Raw genomic sequence first — 20,118 nt, 5'->3', positions numbered from 1 at the left:
GAGATATGAATAATTAATTATTAGATACGATGTGATCTTAGGTAAATAATGATAAACTCATGAAAATATATGAAGGTTTAAGTGATTTCCCGAAGCTCTCCAATGCTGTAGTAACAAGTGGGACGTTTGATGGAGTGCACCTTGGGCATCAGAAAATCCTTCACCGAATCCGGGAGTTGGCGCGTTCTGTCAACGGCGAAACTGTTCTGATTACTTTTTGGCCTCACCCTAGGCTAGTACTTTATCCTAACGAGCATAATCTTAGACTATTAAGCACATTTGAAGAGAAAGCAAAGCTGCTTCGGCAATTTGGAATTGACCATTTAGTTACAATACCATTTACCAAAGAATTTTCCCAGCTGAGTTCTCAAGATTTTATCGAATCAGTACTTATAGATACTATTCAAACCAAAAAACTAGTAATCGGTTATGATCATAGATTTGGAAAAAACCGTGAAGGGAGCTTCGAATACCTAAAAGCTCATCATAAACAGTACGGGTTTGATTTGGAGGAAATATCAAGAAAGGATGTAGAAGACATCGGTGTTTCCAGTACTAAAATCAGACATGCCTTAGAGACTAGTGATGTAGCTACCGCTATTAATTACTTAGGCAGACCATATGAATTAAATGGCTTAGTTATCAAAGGACAGCAGATTGGCCGATCCATAGGCTTTCCTACTGCCAATATCCATATACCAAATGATTACAAACTTATCCCCAAAGATGGCGTTTATGCTGTAGAGGCTTTGGTTAATGGATCACTTTACAAAGCCATGCTTAATATTGGAAATCGACCTACAGTGAATGGAACAAAAAAAACTGTTGAAGCTAACCTTTTCGATTTTCAGGGCGATTTGTATGACAAACAAATCACTATTTATATTAAAGCATTCCTTCGCGAAGAGAAGAAATTTGATGGATTGGAAGCTTTAAAACAACAACTTTTTCTAGATCAGAGAAATGCCAAGAACTTACTATAAACCCAAAATATATGATCAACAAAACTGTAAAGAATGCACGTGAAGCAGTAGCAGATATCCCCAGCAACTGTATGCTGATGATGGGAGGTTTTGGCTTGACAGGCATACCGGAAAACTGTATTTCAGCTCTTTTACAAAGAGATATTTCTGGTTTGACTATTGTATCAAACAATGCTGGGGTGGATGATTTTGGAATCGGGCTTCTTCTCAAAAAACACATGGTAAAGAAAATGATCTCAAGCTATGTGGGAGAAAATGCTGAGTTCGAGCGACAATTACTCAGTGGCGAATTAGAAGTGGATTTGATACCCCAGGGCACTCTAGCAGAACGTGTCCGTGCAGGAGGAGCAGGAATCCCCGCATTTTTCACCCCCGCTGGAGTGGGAACTGAAGTAGCAGAAGGAAAAGAAATCCGGGAATTTGATGGAAAAATGTACTTGCTGGAAAGCTGGTTGAAAGCAGATTTCTCTATTGTGAAAGCTTGGAAAGGTGATACAGCAGGGAATTTAATTTTTAAAGGAACAGCGAGAAATTTTAATCCTATGATGGCTGCTGCCGGAAAGATTTGTATCGCGGAAGTGGAAGAACTTGTAGAAGCCGGTGAACTCAATCCGAATGAGATTCATACTCCTGGTATATACGTTCAGCGTATTTTTCAGGGAAAAGATTACGAAAAGAGAATTGAGCAAAGAACAGTCTCAAAATAGCTTTCTTAAAGTTTACCTTCTCGAAATTACCCAGAGCCCTAAAACAAACCCAAAATGCTTACAAAAGATCAAATAGCCCAAAGAATCGCAAAAGAAGTGAAGAATGGGCAATACATAAATTTAGGAATAGGAATCCCCACACTCGTAGCTAATTACATTCCGGAGAAATTGGAAGTAGTGCTACAGTCTGAAAATGGCTTATTGGGAATTGGACCTTTCCCTACCGAAGAGCAAATCGATCCAGACCTGATCAATGCAGGCAAGCAGACCGTTACCATGGCAAAAGGCTCTGCCCTTTTCAATTCAGCAGAATCTTTCGCTATGATTAGGGGCGGGCATGTTCACTTGACGATCCTTGGCGCTATGGAAGTTTCCGAAAATGGAGATATTGCCAATTGGAAGATTCCAGGGAAGATGGTTAAAGGAATGGGTGGAGCAATGGACCTAGTCGCCTCTGCTGATAATATTATTGTCGCTATGCAGCATTGCTCTCGAACTGGAGAATCCAAATTACTTTCTGAATGTACTCTACCAATCACTGGTATACGCTGCGTTAAAAAAGTTGTAACCGATTTAGCAGTTTTGGAAGTGTCAGAAGATGGAGGCTTTATACTTAAAGAAAGAGCTCCTGGAGTTTCTGTAGAAGAAATCAAGATGAAAACTGCAGGTAAATTAATAGTTCAGGGAGATATTCCTGAGATGATTTTTGAATAAAAGCAGTAAAAATGAACTCCAGATGCACTCATGAAGTTAACCTGATTAATTTTGTAAAATCAACACGGGATTCTAAAAGATTCAAAACATATTATGAAAAAATCAGACATTAAGTTCGAAGTAGATTTAGACGAAAACAGCTTTCCAAAGACAATCAAATGGGACGCTTCCGATAAAGAAGGCAATGGCCTTGAAGACACTAAAAGCATTAGCCTAAATGTCTGGGACAATCAAAATCACAGTACACTTCGCATAGATTTGTGGACTGAAGAAATGTCAGTGGTAGAAATGAAGCGTTTTTATATAGACATCTTAGGAGGAATGGCACAAACTATATTAAATAGTACTGCTGACGAATACATGTCTGAAGAAATTAAGGACCTATGTGATCGCTTGGTTAAGCATGTTAACGAGGAGAACAAAAGTCAGTAAGGAAGCCCAATTCCGAATTGAAAAACCCAGCAGATGTCTGGGTTTTTTTATTTTTTATTTTGAGAGGTAAAAAAAAATCCATTTTTGAATTTCTAACAAAACAGGTGAGTAGTTTAAGTATTAACAATAAAGTCAATAATAATTTTTAGATTTTTAATTGGATGACTCAGTTTCCAGATTTAACACTATTTCACAATTTTTGATTCACATCAAATTCTGAATATTTTATATCAATTATTCATTTATTAGGGTAATTTTCGCGTTCTACTTAATGAATTAGCACCCTTAATTCATAAACCCACAACAATAAATAAAATAGCCTATGAGCAATTTTACAATTAAAGCCAGGACAATAGTGTTCTTGTCGGCACTCTTGGTTTCCCTTTCATTTGGTTCCGCTATTGCTCAGACAATAGTCTCTGGTACCATAACAGATGCAGATACCCAAGAGACCCTCGTTGGTGTCAATATCTTGGTAAAAGGAAAGGTAATTGGAACAATTTCTGACCTTTCAGGTAAGTATTCTCTGAATGTAAATCAAGATCCTCCATTAACCTTGGTTTTCTCTATGGTAGGATACAATACGCAGGAAGTTGATATTACATCAGCACAATCCACTGTAAATATCCAACTCGAAGAAACTGCCATCCTTGGACAGGAAGTAGTTGTTTCTGCTTCCAGAGTTGAGGAAGGTGTATTACAATCACCAGTTTCTATTGAGAAAATGGATATCATCGCAATCCGTGATGCCCCACAAGCGAGTTTCTACGATGCAATTAATAATTTGAAAGGCGTAGAAATGAGTACACAGTCTCTCCTATTTAAATCATTCAATACCCGAGGATTTAATGCAAATGGAAATGTGAGAACTGTCCAGTTAATCGATGGAATGGATAACCAAGCCCCAGGATTGAATTTTTCTGTAGGCAACATAGTGGGGATCTCAGAATTAGACCTTGAAAGTGTTGAGCTCCTTCCTGGTGCTTCTTCTGCGCTTTATGGTCCAAATGCTATCAATGGAATATTATTAATGAATTCAAAAAGCCCATTCCTGTATCAAGGACTATCTGCCAGCGTGAAGACAGGGATAATGGACGAAAGTAGTAGATCAACACCATCAACTGGCTTTTATAACTTCAGCGCTAGATATGCAAAAGCGATAAGCGATAAGTTTGCCTTTAAGTTAAATTTTGAATATCTGAAAGCTGATGATTGGCAAGCAAACGACTTCAGAGATCAATCCTTATTGAATGGCTCTACTATTGAAAGTGGAAATACACTAAATAATCCAGCCTACAATGGCGTAAATGTCTATGGAGATGAGACCAACGTAAACATGTTTTCTGTAGCCCAGTCCATGGTTGCAGTTGGAGCACTTCCACAAGCTGCTTTAGGACTTATACCAAGCACTGCAGTTTCAAGAACAGGTTATATGGAGAGAGACATCGCCGACTATGGTACTAAATCAGTAAAGCTAAATGCTGCTCTGCATTACAGAATCAACGATAATATCGAAGCTGTACTTCAGGGTAATTTAGGTTTTGGTACAACAGTTTATACTGGCGCAGACCGATATTCACTGAAAGATTTCACGATGGGTCAATATAAGGCCGAACTAAGAGCTTCTAATTGGTATTTAAGAGCTTATACTACTCAAGAAAGATCTGGTGATGCATTTGCGGTAGGTACAGCAGCTCAAGGAATTAATGAGGCGTGGAAAGCAAGTACTCAATGGTTTCCAGAATATGTAGGAGCTTACGCTCAGGCGGTAGGTGCTGGCATGCCAGCAGCCCAGGCACATCAAGCAGCTAGAGCTTTCGCAGATCAAGGTAGATACATGCCGGGAACTGCTGAGTTTAACAATGCACTCAAAGCAGTTACTTCAAGACCTATTCCTGGTGATCAAAATGGAGTTGGCGCTAAGTTCGTAGACAGCAGCAATCTGTACCATTTTGAGGGTTCATATAATTTTACTGATCAAATCAAGTTTGCTGAGTTTGTAGTAGGTGCTAACTATAGAATTTATGATCTGAACTCGAATGGGACAATTTTTGCCCTGACAGAAAACGGTGAGGAATACAACATCCAAGAATATGGTGGATACATTCAAGGCTCTAAAAAGTTATTAAATGATAAATTTAAATTAACGGCTTCTGCGAGATATGATAAAAATGAAAATTTTGCAGGCCAATGGTCTCCGAGAATTTCAGGAGTTTTCACTGAAGGAAATCATAACTTCCGAGCTTCTTATCAGACTGGTTTCCGTATTCCAACCAATCAAGATCAATACATAGATCTAAATACCCCTCAAGCGAGGTTAATCGGTGGATTACCTTTCTTAGCAAACCGCTATAACCTGAACACAAATAATGGTTATACACTGGCAAACGTCACCAATTATGGTGCGGCAGTTCAGCAGACCGCCCAAGATCCAGCAGTCTTACAGCAGGCAATTGCTATCGTCACTCAACAGATCCAAGCAGGACAAATCCCAGCATCTGAAGCAGAGTCTGCAATTGCACAAACTGTTGGGTTTCTAGCCGCACAAGCTAATGTTGGGCTATTGCAACCTTATGATATCAAAGAATTCAAGCCTGAAAGAGTAAAATCCTTCGAAGTTGGTTATAAAGGAATCTGGGGAACCAGACTGTTGGTTGATGCATATGCTTATTTCAACAGATTCGAAAATTTCAATGGTAGCCAGGTTTTAGTACAGGATGCTTCTGAGGCAGGACTTGCTGGCCCAAATCCTATTACTGGCTTAAACTTAATAGGCTTAGGCTCAGGTGGAAGAAATATTTACTCAATGCCTGTGAACAGAACTGAGGTCATCAAATCATGGGGTTGGGCAGCTAGTTTAGATTACAAACTCGCGAAAGGATATACCGTTGGTGGGAATGTGTCATACAACACTCTTTCCAACTTAGATGAATTAGCTGAAACAGGCTTCCAGCCTAGCTTCAATACTCCTGAGTACAGATATGTGTTGAATTTCGCAAATAGAGAAGTAATCGACAATTTAGGATTTGCAGTAGCGTACAGATGGCAAGGAGAATTTGCTTGGCAGTCATCTTTTGTCAATCCAGGAGTGTCTAGCCAGCAATTATCTGTAATTCCTGCTTATGGCACATTAGATGCTCAGTTGAGCTATAAAATTAAAAGCATGAAGTCAATCCTCAAAGTAGGTGGATCCAACCTTTTCAGTAAGGGATACACCCAAGCTTGGGGCAACCCGACTATAGGAACTATGTATTTTGTTAGCTTAACTTTTGACGAATTCTTGAATTAAGATTTAACAAAAACCCAAGTTAATGAGGAGCTATTTCGAGATTTCGGAATAGCTCTTTTTTTTTACCTTATGAAACTATTCACGATCAAATACCCTAGTAGAATAAAAGTTTGAATCAAATCATGACATAGCAATAAGTCTTTCATTGTGCCAGATTGGCTCTTACCGTAGCTTCACGCTTTATTTCATCTGTTCGGATAATGTGTCTGGTAAACACCTTAGAGTGCTTCCCTCCTTTGCCTGCCACTACAACTATTGAGAGCAAACTAATATAATTCTATAGTCAGCATCCTCCCTCTTCAATAAAGTATTAGCGAAGATCACTCCGTCATCCGGACGAAGAAAAAACGTTACTATTCTCTTTGGCCCATCTGCTTCAATTAATAGACCTTTCCTTGGAAATCAGAAGTATGAAGCTGAAACTTACCTACTGCAATAAAATAAAAGGGATCCCCACACATGTGGTGATCCCTAATGGTAGTTTAATAATAGGAAGGTTTCTTATTCCCATTCTTTAGTTAAGGTACTTAAGAAACTCACTAAATCTCTAATTTCCCTTTTAGACAGCAAACCTTTCATGTCAGGCATACTTGAAGGAGAATTTATTCGCTCGGCAATACTGCTATTCAATATTAAAGTATCTGGCTTAGCTCCTACCTTTATGAGTAATCCATTTTCTTTTTCTTCCATCAAAGTACCATTAACTACAGTACCGTCTTTCAACTCTAGTTGGACAAAACCATAGCCCGGAGCCAGACGCTTACTTGGATCGATCAATGCTTCCAGCAATTCAGTCTTGGTAGCACGATTTGCGACCCCGTTCAAGTGGGGACCAGCTACGCCACCCATATCATCATATCCATGGCAGCGGATGCATTGAGCAGTTTGATTTTGGAAAAAAATATTTCTGCCGGCACGCACACTTCCGCCATCCAATGCCCCGCTGTATAAAGCAACTAGGTCACCGCCAGTCCTTTCTTCTTGGATCTTCTGGTATTTAGTTTTCAAATCAGCCGAACCTGTTTCTTCTATTGCTTCCTCTAACTCTATCATCACTTCACTTGGCAACTTATTTTTTGATAAATCATCCAAAAGTGTAGTCCAAAGTGGGAGTTCAGCCGAGTTTTCTAGATTTCCTAAACTTAACAAAGCAGCTTGCTTTTCAGCAGTAGTTCTATTTTGAATTACATCTTGGAGCAAGCTTACCATTAGATCTTGAGAAATATCTGTCTTGGTTAATAAATCTAATCCAACCACACGGACAGCTCTGGAATTATCTTTCATTGCAATCTCTATTGGTGTAGATATTGAACTTGGGTTGGCAACAGAAAGTGCAAGAATTGCCGCGACACGAACATTTTCGGATTGATCATTTCTTAGCAGGGCAACTAGTTTAGGTTCTGCATCAGCAATCTTCAATTTTCCAATTGCTTTTACACTAGCAACTCTGATGTCTTCATTTTTATCATTCAAAGCACCAATAAGTGTTTCTTTCACTGAAGATTGTATTGGGGCTAGATCTCTTTCCACTTCACCTCTATTTCTTCCATCTACCCGATCAAGCACCGATGGCTTAGCCCAAGTACCCAAGGCGGCAATAGCCTCAGCTTTTAGAATAGGGCTAACTTTTGGCATAGCAATGTAGGCTTTCAGATTGTCCAAAGTTCTCTGGGTACCTACTCTCAGGTTAGCACTTATTGCTCTTCTTATTAGCGGCTCGTTTTCGAACTTGGTAGTCACTAACAAATCTCCCAAGGCTGGTAAAGCACCTTCAATAGAAAAATCATCGTTGATTGCTCTAGCAGCTTCAGTGACGATATATTCATTATTATCATCTAAGAAGGTTGCAATCCCTGGATCAGCCATCCTACGTAGTGCTAAAACAGCACCTAGACGAACTGCATCAGAAGGGTGTGATGCAAGAGCGAGAATAGGCTCCTTCTTATTGATTCGTGCCAAAGCTAAACTTGCAGCATGCCGTAGAAATGCATCTTCATCATTATTGGCTTCCAATACTCCGATCAAGCCTTTAATAGCCGGTTCATAAGCTATTCTTCCTAAAGCTTCAGAAGCAAAAAATCTTACTCTGATTTCGGGATCCGTCAATAAAGGCAAAAGAACATCACCAGATTTAGCATATTTTATATCTCCTAGCCACTTAGCAGCTTGTGCACGAATCTCAGCATCCTGGTCCTTTAAAAGAGGGATCAGAGCATCTGCATAATCCATTTTCTCCATTCTAGCCAGTTGACTAATACCAACGATACCATGGATTCTTGCAAACTGATTCGATTTCTGAGCAATCGCCTTCTTGAAAGCAGCCATTCCTTTATCACCTCTTTTGGCTAATTCAAATTGAGCTTTTCTCCTGATTCTCATATCCTCATCACTTAGATACCCAAAAAGAGCATCATCGGTAAGTGTTTTGAAATCAGTTTTCATTACCTGAGCGGTGATTTTTCTAGCTTCCCAATTCGCGCCTGCTTCGTCTTCAATTTTCCATATACGACCGTAATTTTTGGTATTCCAACCTTCAATCCAATCAGCGAAATATAAAGATCCATCAGGTCCAAAGTCTAGCCCAGTTGCCAGCACTCCAGACATGATATTCTCTGTTTGAGACATTTTGAATGAAGCCCCATCAGGCTCAAGTTTAAAAGCATGAATACCAGAGCGGGTAGGATTACCAACAAACGAAGCCACAAAGAAGGTGTTCTTCCACTTTTCAGCCAGAGCTGTTCCAGGATTAAATACCATTCCTGTCGGGCCATTGATATAATTCTGGATTGGTGGAGTTATATAGGCAGCCTGTCCTTCATGTCTTGGGATATAAAGCTTCTCATCCATCCATACTTTATAAGTATTGTTATCTGGATCACGGTATTTTCCGAATTGCCAGTTAGTTCTCCAGCCCGTATCTGAACCGTTCACCAGATAAACTAATCGCTCACTTTCTCCAGGATGATCTCCATCATTATCAACTGAAATCAGGTTGTTATATGCATCAAAAGTAAATTCATGGGTATTTCTTACCCCCATTGCGAAAACCTCAAAATCACTTCCATCCGGATTTGATCTGGCCACTACTCCTCTATTGGGATACTTCCATTCGGTACCATCAGGACCAACACCATTGAATCCGATATCTCCAATCCCCCAATAAATTCTACCATCTGGGCCAACTTCTAGTCCTGACATACCATGACCACCAAATCCGACGTGGATACCATAGCCATGTGAAATAGAAACTTTCTCATCCATGATTCCATCACCATTCTTATCACTGAGTTTCCATAAATCCGGTCCTACTCCTACAAATAGATTATCGTCCAATTTTAGCAATGCACCAGCGACATCATTTGTAACATCACTGAAATCCTGTACCATAATTTGCGAATAATCAGCTAAGCCATCCCCGTCTTTGTCTTCCAGCCTAAAAAGTTCCTCTCTTTCTACTGTCATATCCCGCCAATCATGCGATCCATCACCGTTCACATCAGCTAGCCAAGTGTTCTTGTCAGACATTTCTGGCGACAGCGTCTTCTGGAGAAAGGCCCTTTTATCTTCAATAGTTTGAAGGCTGATTGACTCAATTTCCCATTCTTGATGACCTCTAATATCAAACTCAGAATTTTTCTGTCGATTGGTTCGGGTATAATACAGATTTCCATCATCTGTTACCTGAATGGAAATAGGATCGTAGACAAGTGAGTCCACAGCCCAAAGGGATAGCTTTAATCCTGGGCTTAATGTAGCGTTAATTCCACCTTCGGCTGCTTGTACCATTGGCGCAATTTCTTCTTTAGTCAACGTGCGTTCCCGCAGATCAACTTCTTCAGTTTTACTACAAGAAATTAATACTGGGATGGCTGCAGCCAATAGTATTTTGGCGTAGTGAAGTTTAATTTTGGGTTGAGACATAGGTTAATTTTATTATTCCATTCTTGAAAGTAATAAAATTAAAAATGGCTTTTAAGCCATTAATCAAAAAGGCTAATAAAACAAAATCCCGACCAGAGATCGGGATTTTGTTCACTTTAACCACTAACAACCATAAAACAAAAATAAGATAAGACTAAGCTGCTATAAAGCTCTTAGGTCTTGGTAGTCGGTACGGGAATCGAACCCGTGTTTCATCCGTGAAAGGGACGTGTCCTAACCCCTAGACGAACCGACCATACTTCAATAAAAATATCACAACTTCCTGAAATTCAGGCGACAATGTAGTCGGTACGGGAATCGAACCCGTGTTTCATCCGTGAAAGGGACGTGTCCTAACCCCTAGACGAACCGACCATTAATACCCTTCGAAAACGTGCTTTTCTGAATGGTTGTGCAAATATAGAAGGTTAAGTTTTTAAAAACAATTTGGCTTCAAAAATTTCTTCTGATTTGTGCTAAAAACCTGAGTTCAAAGGAATAAAATTTTCTTTGAAGGGTTTGCTGTTGATTTTCCTATTTTTGAGCTCCAATCATACTACAAGCAATGAAAGTAACCAAGGATATCAGAATAGCTATTAACGGTTTTGGAAGAATCGGCAGGTATACAGCCAAACTTATCTTAGAAAGAAGTGGGTTCAAATTGGTTGCAATTAATGATTTGGCCGATCAAACAGCCATTGCGCATCTACTAAAATATGATTCCATACATGGAAAATCTTCAAGTAAAATTGAATTACAGGACTCAATCCTAAAAGTTAATGAACAAGAAATTCAACTTTTTGGAATAGCTGATCCTGAAAAACTACCTTGGGAAAGTTTGGATATTGACCTAGTTGTAGAATGTACAGGAAGATTTACGGCGCGGTCTGGTGCAGAAAAGCATCTAATCGCAGGGGCGAAAAAAGTAATTATTTCCGCTCCTTCATTGGACCCTACCATCAAGATGGTTGTATTGGGGGTAAATGATTCTATTTTGACAGGTGATGAAAGAATTGTTTCAAATGCTTCTTGTACCACAAACTGCCTGGCTCCAATGGTGAAAGTACTCGATGATAATTTTGGTGTAGTCAAAGGTTTTGCATCTACTGTACATTCGTATACCAATGATCAAAACCTACATGATGCACCACATCGTGATCTGAGAAGAGCTAGAGCTGCTGCCTATTCCATTATCCCTACGACAACTAATGCGGGAAATGCTTTGGATGAGATATTACCTCAGCTTTCTGGAAAGATCGAAGCATCTGCAATGAGAGTTCCCGTTCCGGACGGTTCATTGACTGATATGATAGTGGAATTGAAAGAAGAGGTAACAGAAGATCAAATAAACACAGCCTTTAGAGAAGCGAGCAAAGGATATTTAAAAGGACTCCTAGAGGTTGAAGATTCACCTATTGTATCTATAGATATCATTGGGAACCCGCATTCCTGTATTATTGATGCTGCCTTGACGTCAGCCAAAGGAAAAATGGTGAAATTAGTAGGATGGTATGATAATGAAGCGGGCTACGCCAACAGATTGGTTGACCTAGCCCGCTTACTATCTGGAAATTGAAAGATGTTATGCTTTTACCCGATTTAGAGAAAGCAGTTTTACGATAAAATTTGGAAGGTTCTTAGTATTATCACGTTTGTTTAAGTGTAGATACCAGCCAAGCTTCTCCATGATTGGTACTTTGTATGTTTCCACCATTTCTATCCAAGTCCCATCTGGATCTTCCAAATACGAGAATCTTCCGGCTGCTTTCCCCATGTCAAATTCATTTCCACTATCTACAGTAAGTTCTATTCCATCTTTAGCAAGTTTTTCTTTGATAGCACCCATGCCATTTACATCAAAGCACAAATGGATAAAACCCAGGTCTCCCCAGTTTCTGTTTTCGAACGCTTTATTTCTAGGCTGACCTTCGGTCTCTATCAATTCGATTTGAGTTTGACAGAATAGTTTTCCAAATGCTCCTGTCATCACTGAAGAGCCTTGTAGGATAACTCTCCTGTAAGTCGTAGTTGCTTCTCCTACTTGAGCAAAGTCTTCCCACACACCGGTTTTATCACAAAGAATTTCAGTTTGCATCAAGTGCTTCTGATAGGTGGGCAAAGATGAATCAATAGATGACACTCCGATCACCACACCTAAAACTCCTCCGGTAAGATCTTTATTCTTGCTGAACCATGAGCCGTTTTCTATCAACTCAAACATATTTCCGTAAGGATCTTTAACGAAAAAATGCCAAACTCCCAGTGGATTTTTAACCGGCTCGCCGAGCATTTCGGCTCCTACGCTAGTGAGATGGGCATGAGTTTTATGGATATCGTGACAACGCATTTTCACTGCCAATATTCCTAAATCCTTCCATGTAAGTTCATTTTCAGGTACCAAAGGTTCTTTTGAGGTATATTGCCAAATCTCAAAACCTCCGCCACCTTGCATATTTAGCGCCAAAATAGCATGCCTACTTTCTACCTTCCCTGAGGTGTAGCGAGTCATTAATTTGGCTTCAGCACTATCTTGGAAGATTGGTACATCCATCTTAAAAGCCTTTCTATACCATGCCCATGCTTGATTCGCATCTTTTACACCTATCCCTACTTGCTGGATTCCATTAATTGTCGCTTGATTCATTCAACTACTGTTATACTTATTAATTTTTACGGCTTAAAAATTTTAAATATAAACTTTTGATTGAAGCTGGCTTAACTTTTAACAAAAAAAGAGAGAAAGCAGTAAAATTAGCAAGCTGTACTTTTAGCCAACCATTTTCCCTGTATTTGCGGGCAGAAACTGTCATCGTGTACGGAAGAACATGAAAATCAGATTTTTGACGGATCCGACGGACGAGCTCAAAGTCTTCCATAATATGGAATGATTCATCAAAACCATTCAATTCATTAAAAAATGTTTTTTCAATAAATAACGATTGATCTCCACCGCCAGATAAAATACTGTTGAATTTGGTAAACCAGGAATTGACTTGCAAGAGTTTAGTTTCATTATCAAATCTATAACGAAAACAACCCACGCGTTTTCCTTCACCTAAACTACTGTGAATTACCTCCGCAAAACCCTCTATAGGCCTAGTATCGGCATGAAGAAAATATAAAATATCACCTTTGGCTTTTTTGGCTCCTAAATTTAATTGCGTAGCTCTACAGCAGATAGGCGAATGAACTATGGTCGCACCATTTAACTTAGCAATTGCCACAGATTTATCTTCTGACCCTCCATCTGAAACTATTATTTCTAATAGTCTTCCCTTGCCTTCATTAGTTAGAATGGGAAGCAATTCGGTTAGATTTGTTGCTTCGTTTAAACAGGGAATAATTACAGAAATCCTATTTGTTTCAGTCAACTCTTCTTTTGATCGAATAATTCTTGATGTTATTTTCCAGTACTACTTTTTGTAACACCCCTCCTTCGTAATAAAACCGATTCATACTTCCATTTACATCGATTTCATAAACACCTTTTTCTATTTCACGCACTTTAGTCAGCATTCCAAAATTTTCAGAGATCAGCACGTCACCAGGTTTTGGCTCATGAAAATACAGTCTTGCAGTACTTCCTTTAATCACCTGATTGATAGCCTCTTCATTATGGAATTTATAGGAATTGGCATCCACATCATAATGATCCTTATTCCATGATATAGTGGTTAAAAAATCACCTCTATTAGAATCTGAATTAGTAGTTGCATTCATTAATTGACCATTAGCATAATGGGCCTTCTGGAGAAATTCTACATGGATTTTACCAAAAAACCAAAACTCTACGTTACTGTGGATTTGATAATCCTCTCCTGTGGCTGAAGTAGTTTTATCAGCTTTCATTGTCCCAATTGTAAATCCAGCAAGGACAATATCATAGGTATTCGTTTTAGTTTGGCTGAAGCCGTCCACACACAAACCTGCTATAAGCAAAATGAATATTCCTAGAAAACGAACTGACTTGTGGGTTTTTGATAACATACTGATGGATAGAATTATTGGTATGACTATGAACTCTTTTGAACGAATAGAATCTGAACAAAGATTGCTGGACTCCTTTGATTTAACTCACTACAAGGGAAAGGTAAATTAAATTTTATCCTTAAACCTCTCCCAGTCTTCCTCAAAATCCACATCAAATAGTGTTGGAAGTTTTGAATAAGAGATAAAATTTCTCTCTAAATAATTCATAGAAAGAGATGAAACTTCTGCAGTGCTCCAAGGTATGCCTTCAAATAAGCCTGGAATAAATCGCTTCATCCCGATAAGGTAATATCCTCCATCATGTGCCGGCCCTATGACCACTTCCTGAGTATCCAATATATCAAAAGCTTCAGAAAGCAATTCTGGAGTTAGCTCTGCACAATCTGTACCTATTATTAATATTCGATCAAATTTTTCTTTAAATAGTTGATCAAAGGCATTTTTCATTTTTTCACCAAGATCATTTCCTGACTGAAGTTCAAATCTGTAACCCTCTGGATACTTGGAAAGATCTTGCTCTAAGAAGTTTGAAAAGAAAAGGATTTTCTGAGCTGGATTTTTTGAGGCTACTTTATGAGTGTAGTTCACCAATCTCTGATAGGCATCGAAAGCTTCTTTATTCCCAATACTACGAGCAAGACGTGTTTTAACTTTGCCTAACTCTGCATTTTTTTGAAAAATAATAATACAGTCTTTCATCCTAAGCAGTAGTTCCTCCGCAACTAGACCCCGCACCTGCCGTGCAACCAAAACAGTGATTTTTTACGATTATTTCACGAGCAGTAAGTGATTGTTGATTCCAGTCTCTTATGTGTCGGGAATCTTCTGATGTTACTTTTAGCTCAAGCATTTGATTAAAATCACAATCATATAAATAGCCATCCCAACCTACAGAAATAGTGGTTCTACACATCACTCCAGCTGCTGCAACTGGATTATAGCTTTCTATCAGCTTTTCCATATATCCTTCATAATTATTGCTTCGAAGCAAATACTCCAAAAAACGACTGATTGGAAGATTGGTGATAGTGAAAAGTGAATTGAAAGTGATATCAAATTTATCAGAAAGTCGCTTTTTGAACTCAGCCTCCAAGCCACTTTGAGCAGCTGGCATAAAAGCACCAGATGGATTATAGACCAAATTCAAAATCAAACCAGACCCTTCTACTCCATATCCCTGTTCATTAAGCAATTTGAGCGCTTTGATGGATTTATCAAAAACACCATCTCCCCGCTGGGAATCTGTCTTCATCGCAGTGAAATAGGGCAAAGACGAAGCTACTTCCAGTTTATGCTTTCTAAAAAACTCGGGCAGATCATGGTACTTAGGATTTGCCAGAATAATAGTAAGGTTACACCGGACAATAATTGTAATCTCTAAAGATATAGCTCGTATTTGCTCTACAAACCAACGGAAATCCGGATTCATTTCAGGTGCACCACCTGTCAGATCTATTGTATTTATGTGGTGATTTCTTATGACTTCTAGACATTCATTCATCGTCTCACGAGTCATAATTTCTTTTCGATCAGGCCCTGCATCTACGTGACAATGTTTGCAAACCTGGTTACACATTTTTCCCAAATTAATTTGAAGGATTTCAATTTGGGTAGGTTTTAATGGAAATAAATTTGAATTCTCAAGTTCAGAAACAAATCGATCTCCTGAAAAGCTAGGCATATTGCTTTCCAAAATTTGAATTTCTTCTTCTGAACTCGAGAGTCGGTGATGTTGGGCTTTGAGTGACTTCATGAATTACATGGAAATTTCCTTCACTTTATTCATCATCTGCGTAGCGTGAACTAGCGAAGCTCCTCCCCTAATCGCTGCAGCCACATGTACTGCTTCCATCATTTGTTCTTCATCGCAGCCCTTTTCCATGGTATCTGTGGTATATGCATCGATACAATACGGGCATTGTATAGCATGAGCAACGGCAAGAGCAATTAATGATTTCTCTCTGGCTGTCAACGCCCCTTCTGCGAACACCTCTCCATAATAGTCGAAAAACTTATCCGCAAGGGGCTTTTGAAATTCACCTATTTTACTAAAATTTTTGAGATCCTCTGGGTTGTAATATGTTTTCATGGGTGTTTTGGTTTTAGTTTATCTACGATGTAAAAGCTATTCTTGGACTTACAACTCTCATTATTCTAAATGGGTTTACCTTCTGGGAATTTTTCACAAAGATTTTAAAAAACACGAACTGAAAGCATCTATGAACGTTATATTGAAGAATCGAAACAAAACTTTTAAACAATAAACAAAATGGCATTACGACTAGGCGACACGGCCCCAAATTTTACGGCCGATACTACAGAAGGGCAAATTGATTTTTACGAGTATCTGGGTGATGGTTGGGGAGTTTTATTTTCCCACCCTGCGGATTATACCCCAGTTTGTACCACAGAACTTGGTGCAGTAGCGAAGCTTAAAGATGAGTTTACGAAGCGAAATACTAAGGTTCTTGCATTAAGTGTAGATGGTTTGGAAAATCATAAAGGATGGATTTCAGACATCAATGAGACGCAAAACACCACTGTTAATTTTCCAATTATCGGAGATCAGGACAGAAAAGTCTCTGAATTGTATGATATGATTCATCCTAATTCAAGTGAAAACTTTACTGTACGATCCGTTTTCATTATCGGAAATGACAAGAAAGTAAAGCTCATCATTTCTTATCCAGCAAGTACCGGCAGAAACTTTGACGAGCTTCTTAGAGTTATAGATTCTCTGCAGCTCACGGCTAACTATTCGGTGGCTACTCCAGCTAACTGGCAGCAAGGTGAAGATGTGGTAGTTTCTCCGGGAATCAAGACAGAAGACATTCCTTCTAAATTTCCTAAAGGACACAAAGTAATCAAACCTTATCTAAGAATGACACCGCAGCCTGATTTATAATCGGCTGTTTATCAGTTAAAAAAGGCTTCCTATTGGAAGCCTTTTTTGATATCTATCTGAATCTAATAGAGTTCAAGATTCTATTAATAAGAATTTTGCTTTAGCAGCACCTTCTCTAACGGATTTGGCCTGTTGGTAGGCTTCTGAGTTATACCAAGCCTCAGCTTTTTCTTTATTGGGAAACTGCAACATTACGAGTCGCTCATGATTCCATTCTCCCTCCAGTACTTTTACTGGATTTCCTCTCAATACAAACTTTCCACCAAAAGCAGAAACTGTCGCCGGGGTGAGTTGCTTGTAAGCATTGTATTTTTCTGGATCAGTGATATCAACTTCCACTATTACAAAGGCAGGCATAAAATCAGATTTTTGGTTTCTATCTAAAATACGTTAACTATCTAATACTGGATTTAGCATAGCGAATATCTAATTTACTCAAATCCTACACCGGCAGCAAATCTGGTCTTGGCATAGGTAATTTTTCTTTTAGATAGTAATTCATTCAAGGTAACACGGGAGCTAAATACAGAAACTTCTCTGCTATTGACTAAAAACAGGCTACTTTCACCTATCTCAAACCTTCTCAATTCCCCTTGAAGTAACATTTGTAATGCAGCTACATTTCTAGTGTATGTGGCTATTTGATTATTTATAACACTCCAACAATTAAGTTCATTTTCAAGTTTTGTACGAAGCTGAAGTTCTTTCAAGTCCCTGGAATTTTGCTTAAAGTCTATTTTGGCCTCCGCCAAACGCATTCCTCCCCTCGCCTTTCTCCACATCAATGGAGTATAGACGGTCAATCCCCACTTATAATTATTTTCAAAAAATCCTGCCTGATCAAATTGATTAAGGTTCTCGGTAAGAAAATTATACTTCAGTTTTACTACAGGTATAATCTGTTGAGCCTTAAGACGTCTTTCCACGTCCAAACTAGCTAATTCAAAATCAGCTAACAATAATTCTGGGTGATCTGCAATCATAATCCGCAACTCCTCCTCATTCAGAATCAGAGGCTGATCCGAGAATAATTCCTCTGGCTTAACTTGAACGTCCAGTGCAATCGGATTACCTGTTTCATCCCAAAGAAAATTATTGAGATCCTGTGTCCTCATGAAAAGCTCATTCTCGGCCTTTTGTAGATTGTATTCCCTGTTCAAAAGTTGTGTAGCAGCCTCAACAGTATCGATAGCTGGAAAATCTCCTTGCTCGAAACTAATCTTGATGCCCCTAAACCTAACCTTTGCCAGTTCTACACCTTCAGCTTGCAATTCCCTATTTGCAAAAGCCAAGGACCAATTCCAATACGCACCAGTAGCCTGTAGATATAATTCATTTAGAAGCCTTTGGCGCTCAGATTCAGTGGACTGCTGATAGATCTGAGCCTTTCTTAAGCCAGCCCTTCTATCATCCAATATCAATCCTTGACCAAGGTTGATCGAGGCTCCAGCAGAAAGCAATCCTCCGGTTGGAACAGAGTTTTCAGGATTTAGGTATTGACCAGAATTCTGCTCAAAAGCCCCGTTAATTTCTATACCAGCCCATGTTGGGATAGAAATTCCTGCTTCACGTTTATCGTAATAGGACTTTTCATCAAAGCTTTTCTCATCTAGATTTCCGTAAAGTAAAGGATCAAAACCACCCCTTGCGGTTCGAACTTCCATATCTCCCATGGTAAGCATAATATCTGCCTGTGCGGAAATAGGATGGTAGGATTTCACCCATTCCATATAGTCCTCAAACCTCAAAGTGTCAGAATCTTGAGCATAGGTGATTAATCCAAAGATTAAAAGTAAGAAAGTAAAAAACGATCTTTTCATTTCTGTCCTTTTGCTATTTGTTCTTTCTCTTTTCTGGTGTAGAAATCCGCAGGGAAGCCGTTCAATTGACGCCAGAGTTCATACCAAACCGGTACATCATTAAGTAATGCAATTCCATCTGCCCCAGAACCTACACGCAAGACTGATGGCCAAGGCTCTTCTTCTGGATCTTCGGCCACCAGAACTCTGAATTGATTGGACTTACCAGCAAACTGATCTACTGCTACGATCACACCTCCAAAAGTACCATTGGAAATTCTAGGCCATCCCGTAAATACAATCGCTGGCCATCCATCAAATATGAATCGTACTTTTTTCCCTACTTCCATCAATGGTAAATCCACCGGAGAGATAAACATCTCTACTGCGAGCTCACCATTTGAAGGCACAATATTCACAATTTGATCACCTTCTTTGACGGTCTCGCCAAGTCCTACTTGGATAGCTTCCGCGATAAAGCCATCCTGGGGTGCCAAAATATGCCTAAATCCAGTCCTTGCTTCATAATTGGAATATTGGTTTTCCAGCTTTGTAGCAGACCCTTCGGCATCGTATTGACTAGATTGAGCTGTGAACATATCAGACTCTGCCTTAGATAGCTTGTCTCTGAAGTCGTTATCAATTGCATCGAGCTCCAATAAAGCTGAGATGTAAGAATTTCTACTACTCAACAAACTGTTTTCTGCTCCAATAACGCTAGCCTGCACTTCCTGAAACTTCAACCTCCGGGTTTCAAGATCAGTCAGGGATCGTAACCCCTCTTCGTAAAGTTTTTCGGCTCTTCCCAATTGTTTCACGCCGATTTCGTAGTTCACCTTAGCCTGTTCAAACCTAATACTATCAGACTCCACTTTCAGTTCAGCCATTTCTAGTTTATTTCTGGCTTGCTCCTTTCTTAGGATATTATTCCGCTTCAGCGCTTCAATCTGACTTTCCAAAGCTTTTACTTTTTCCTTGTAAGAAAGGGCTGATAAGTTTTTGGCTTGCACTTGAAGCTGGGTTCTAGGCAAGAGCAAGGAATCGAAATACTCATCTTTCACTTCTGTGATACTAACTATAGTATCACCTTTAGAGACAAAAGCACCTTCATTCACATACCATTTTTCGATTCTTCCGGCAATTACCGATTGTATAGTTTGTGCTCTATGCTCAGGCTGTAGCATCGTCACGTATCCTTTGGATCGAATGTACTGGGTCCAAGGAAGAAAAAGGATAAGAAATACAACGCAGCAGGATACAAAAAGAATTCTAACTCTTCTTTTCTTTTGCTTACTTGCCACAGTCATTTTGAGGCTTTCTGTATGCTCGAAATGACTTCTATCCAAGATTTTATTTTCAGAGATATTTAACATTTTTC

17 protein-coding genes and 2 tRNA genes are annotated in these 20,118 nt (G+C 39.2%); 7 read left to right on the top strand and 12 right to left on the bottom strand.

The window, feature by feature from the left end; genetic code table 11:
- Positions 1-59: 59 nt before the first annotated feature.
- The 5 genes from QOL76_RS12625 (at position 60) to QOL76_RS12605 (ending at position 6,125) form a co-directional block, all read left to right on the top strand.
- Complete coding sequence (locus tag QOL76_RS12625; RefSeq protein ID WP_283413327.1) at positions 60-983, top strand: bifunctional riboflavin kinase/FAD synthetase; 924 nt, start codon at positions 60-62, stop codon at positions 981-983.
- 11 nt (positions 984-994) lie between these two features.
- Positions 995-1,690, top strand: a complete 696-nt coding sequence (locus QOL76_RS12620; RefSeq protein WP_283413326.1) for a CoA transferase subunit A — start codon at positions 995-997, stop codon at positions 1,688-1,690.
- 54 nt (positions 1,691-1,744) lie between these two features.
- Positions 1,745-2,404 carry a 3-oxoacid CoA-transferase subunit B gene (locus QOL76_RS12615; RefSeq protein WP_283413325.1) on the top strand — a complete coding sequence of 220 codons (660 nt, stop codon included), beginning with the start codon at positions 1,745-1,747 and terminating at the stop codon, positions 2,402-2,404.
- Positions 2,405-2,497: 93 nt separating this feature from the next.
- Positions 2,498-2,836, top strand: coding sequence for a gliding motility protein GldC (gldC, locus tag QOL76_RS12610; RefSeq protein WP_283413324.1), 339 nt, complete (start codon positions 2,498-2,500; stop codon positions 2,834-2,836).
- Between the two features lie 322 nt (positions 2,837-3,158).
- Positions 3,159-6,125, top strand: coding sequence for a TonB-dependent receptor (locus QOL76_RS12605; RefSeq protein WP_283413323.1), 2,967 nt, complete (start codon positions 3,159-3,161; stop codon positions 6,123-6,125).
- Between the two features lie 501 nt (positions 6,126-6,626).
- On the opposite strand, the gene QOL76_RS12600 is transcribed toward QOL76_RS12605, so the two are convergent.
- From QOL76_RS12600 to QOL76_RS12590, 3 genes are all read right to left on the bottom strand, one after another.
- Entirely contained in the window at positions 6,627-10,046 is a 3,420-nt protein-coding gene (locus QOL76_RS12600) for a HEAT repeat domain-containing protein (protein WP_283413322.1), read from the bottom strand.
- Between the two features lie 181 nt (positions 10,047-10,227).
- Positions 10,228-10,302: transfer RNA gene (locus QOL76_RS12595), tRNA-Glu, on the bottom strand.
- Positions 10,303-10,349: 47 nt separating this feature from the next.
- Positions 10,350-10,421, bottom strand: a tRNA-Glu gene (locus QOL76_RS12590).
- A gap of 190 nt (positions 10,422-10,611) precedes the next feature.
- On the opposite strand from QOL76_RS12590, the gene gap reads away from it, so the two are divergent.
- On the top strand, positions 10,612-11,622 hold the full coding sequence (gene gap / locus QOL76_RS12585; RefSeq protein ID WP_283413321.1) for a type I glyceraldehyde-3-phosphate dehydrogenase: 1,011 nt from the start codon (positions 10,612-10,614) through the stop codon (positions 11,620-11,622).
- 6 nt (positions 11,623-11,628) lie between these two features.
- Here the strand turns inward: gap and QOL76_RS12580 are convergent, their stop codons facing one another.
- From QOL76_RS12580 to QOL76_RS12555, 6 genes are all read right to left on the bottom strand, one after another.
- Entirely contained in the window at positions 11,629-12,690 is a 1,062-nt protein-coding gene (locus QOL76_RS12580) for a VOC family protein (RefSeq protein ID WP_283413320.1), read from the bottom strand.
- A gap of 19 nt (positions 12,691-12,709) precedes the next feature.
- The gene (locus tag QOL76_RS12575) at positions 12,710-13,417 is read right to left on the bottom strand and encodes a TIGR04283 family arsenosugar biosynthesis glycosyltransferase (protein WP_283413319.1); all 708 of its coding nucleotides are present in this window, start codon (positions 13,415-13,417) and stop codon (positions 12,710-12,712) included.
- Positions 13,410-14,033 (bottom strand): DUF6134 family protein, encoded by a 624-nt coding sequence (locus tag QOL76_RS12570; RefSeq protein WP_283413318.1) that lies wholly within the window; start codon positions 14,031-14,033, stop codon positions 13,410-13,412. Before QOL76_RS12570 ends, QOL76_RS12575 begins: the two co-directional genes overlap by 8 nt.
- A gap of 108 nt (positions 14,034-14,141) precedes the next feature.
- Positions 14,142-14,735 (bottom strand): TIGR04282 family arsenosugar biosynthesis glycosyltransferase, encoded by a 594-nt coding sequence (locus tag QOL76_RS12565; RefSeq protein ID WP_283413317.1) that lies wholly within the window; start codon positions 14,733-14,735, stop codon positions 14,142-14,144.
- Position 14,736: 1 nt separating this feature from the next.
- The gene (gene arsS, locus QOL76_RS12560) at positions 14,737-15,789 is read right to left on the bottom strand and encodes an arsenosugar biosynthesis radical SAM (seleno)protein ArsS (protein WP_283413316.1); all 1,053 of its coding nucleotides are present in this window, start codon (positions 15,787-15,789) and stop codon (positions 14,737-14,739) included.
- Positions 15,790-15,792: 3 nt separating this feature from the next.
- Positions 15,793-16,125, bottom strand: coding sequence for an arsenosugar biosynthesis-associated peroxidase-like protein (locus tag QOL76_RS12555; protein ID WP_283413315.1), 333 nt, complete (start codon positions 16,123-16,125; stop codon positions 15,793-15,795).
- Between the two features lie 180 nt (positions 16,126-16,305).
- On the opposite strand from QOL76_RS12555, the gene QOL76_RS12550 reads away from it, so the two are divergent.
- Complete coding sequence (locus tag QOL76_RS12550) at positions 16,306-16,941, top strand: peroxiredoxin (RefSeq protein ID WP_283413314.1); 636 nt, start codon at positions 16,306-16,308, stop codon at positions 16,939-16,941.
- A gap of 72 nt (positions 16,942-17,013) precedes the next feature.
- Here QOL76_RS12550 and QOL76_RS12545 read toward each other — a convergent pair whose 3' ends face one another.
- The 3 genes from QOL76_RS12545 to QOL76_RS12535 all read right to left on the bottom strand — a co-directional run bounded on the left by QOL76_RS12545 (position 17,014) and on the right by QOL76_RS12535 (position 20,113).
- Complete coding sequence (locus QOL76_RS12545) at positions 17,014-17,298, bottom strand: DUF1330 domain-containing protein (RefSeq protein WP_283413313.1); 285 nt, start codon at positions 17,296-17,298, stop codon at positions 17,014-17,016.
- A 74-nt stretch (positions 17,299-17,372) separates the two neighbouring features.
- Positions 17,373-18,761 carry a TolC family protein gene (locus tag QOL76_RS12540; protein ID WP_283413312.1) on the bottom strand — a complete coding sequence of 463 codons (1,389 nt, stop codon included), beginning with the start codon at positions 18,759-18,761 and terminating at the stop codon, positions 17,373-17,375.
- Complete coding sequence (locus QOL76_RS12535) at positions 18,758-20,113, bottom strand: HlyD family secretion protein (RefSeq protein ID WP_283413311.1); 1,356 nt, start codon at positions 20,111-20,113, stop codon at positions 18,758-18,760. The genes QOL76_RS12540 and QOL76_RS12535 overlap by 4 nt, the downstream gene beginning before the upstream one ends.
- Positions 20,114-20,118 lie beyond the last annotated feature (5 nt).

This window comes from Algoriphagus winogradskyi, from assembly GCF_900182815.1.
GTDB classification, from domain to species: Bacteria; Bacteroidota; Bacteroidia; order Cytophagales; family Cyclobacteriaceae; genus Algoriphagus; species Algoriphagus winogradskyi.
The sequence above is the reverse complement of the archived record's forward strand: the minus strand, read 5'-3'. Positions and strand labels throughout refer to the sequence as shown.

Coding starts and splice junctions, on each gene's coding strand:
- gldC (WP_283413324.1), top strand. CDS start 2,498: ATGAAAAAATCAGACATTAAGTTCGAAGTAGATTTAGACGAAAACAGC.
- QOL76_RS12600 (WP_283413322.1), bottom strand. CDS start 10,046: ATGTCTCAACCCAAAATTAAACTTCACTACGCCAAAATACTATTGGCT.
- QOL76_RS12620 (WP_283413326.1), top strand. CDS start 995: ATGATCAACAAAACTGTAAAGAATGCACGTGAAGCAGTAGCAGATATC.
- QOL76_RS12550 (WP_283413314.1), top strand. CDS start 16,306: ATGGCATTACGACTAGGCGACACGGCCCCAAATTTTACGGCCGATACT.
- QOL76_RS12545 (WP_283413313.1), bottom strand. CDS start 17,298: ATGCCTGCCTTTGTAATAGTGGAAGTTGATATCACTGATCCAGAAAAA.
- QOL76_RS12570 (WP_283413318.1), bottom strand. CDS start 14,033: ATGTTATCAAAAACCCACAAGTCAGTTCGTTTTCTAGGAATATTCATT.
- QOL76_RS12540 (WP_283413312.1), bottom strand. CDS start 18,761: ATGAAAAGATCGTTTTTTACTTTCTTACTTTTAATCTTTGGATTAATC.
- QOL76_RS12555 (WP_283413315.1), bottom strand. CDS start 16,125: ATGAAAACATATTACAACCCAGAGGATCTCAAAAATTTTAGTAAAATA.
- QOL76_RS12580 (WP_283413320.1), bottom strand. CDS start 12,690: ATGAATCAAGCGACAATTAATGGAATCCAGCAAGTAGGGATAGGTGTA.
- QOL76_RS12615 (WP_283413325.1), top strand. CDS start 1,745: ATGCTTACAAAAGATCAAATAGCCCAAAGAATCGCAAAAGAAGTGAAG.
- QOL76_RS12605 (WP_283413323.1), top strand. CDS start 3,159: ATGAGCAATTTTACAATTAAAGCCAGGACAATAGTGTTCTTGTCGGCA.
- arsS (WP_283413316.1), bottom strand. CDS start 15,789: ATGAAGTCACTCAAAGCCCAACATCACCGACTCTCGAGTTCAGAAGAA.
- QOL76_RS12565 (WP_283413317.1), bottom strand. CDS start 14,735: ATGAAAGACTGTATTATTATTTTTCAAAAAAATGCAGAGTTAGGCAAA.
- gap (WP_283413321.1), top strand. CDS start 10,612: ATGAAAGTAACCAAGGATATCAGAATAGCTATTAACGGTTTTGGAAGA.
- QOL76_RS12625 (WP_283413327.1), top strand. CDS start 60: ATGAAAATATATGAAGGTTTAAGTGATTTCCCGAAGCTCTCCAATGCT.
- QOL76_RS12535 (WP_283413311.1), bottom strand. CDS start 20,113: ATGTTAAATATCTCTGAAAATAAAATCTTGGATAGAAGTCATTTCGAG.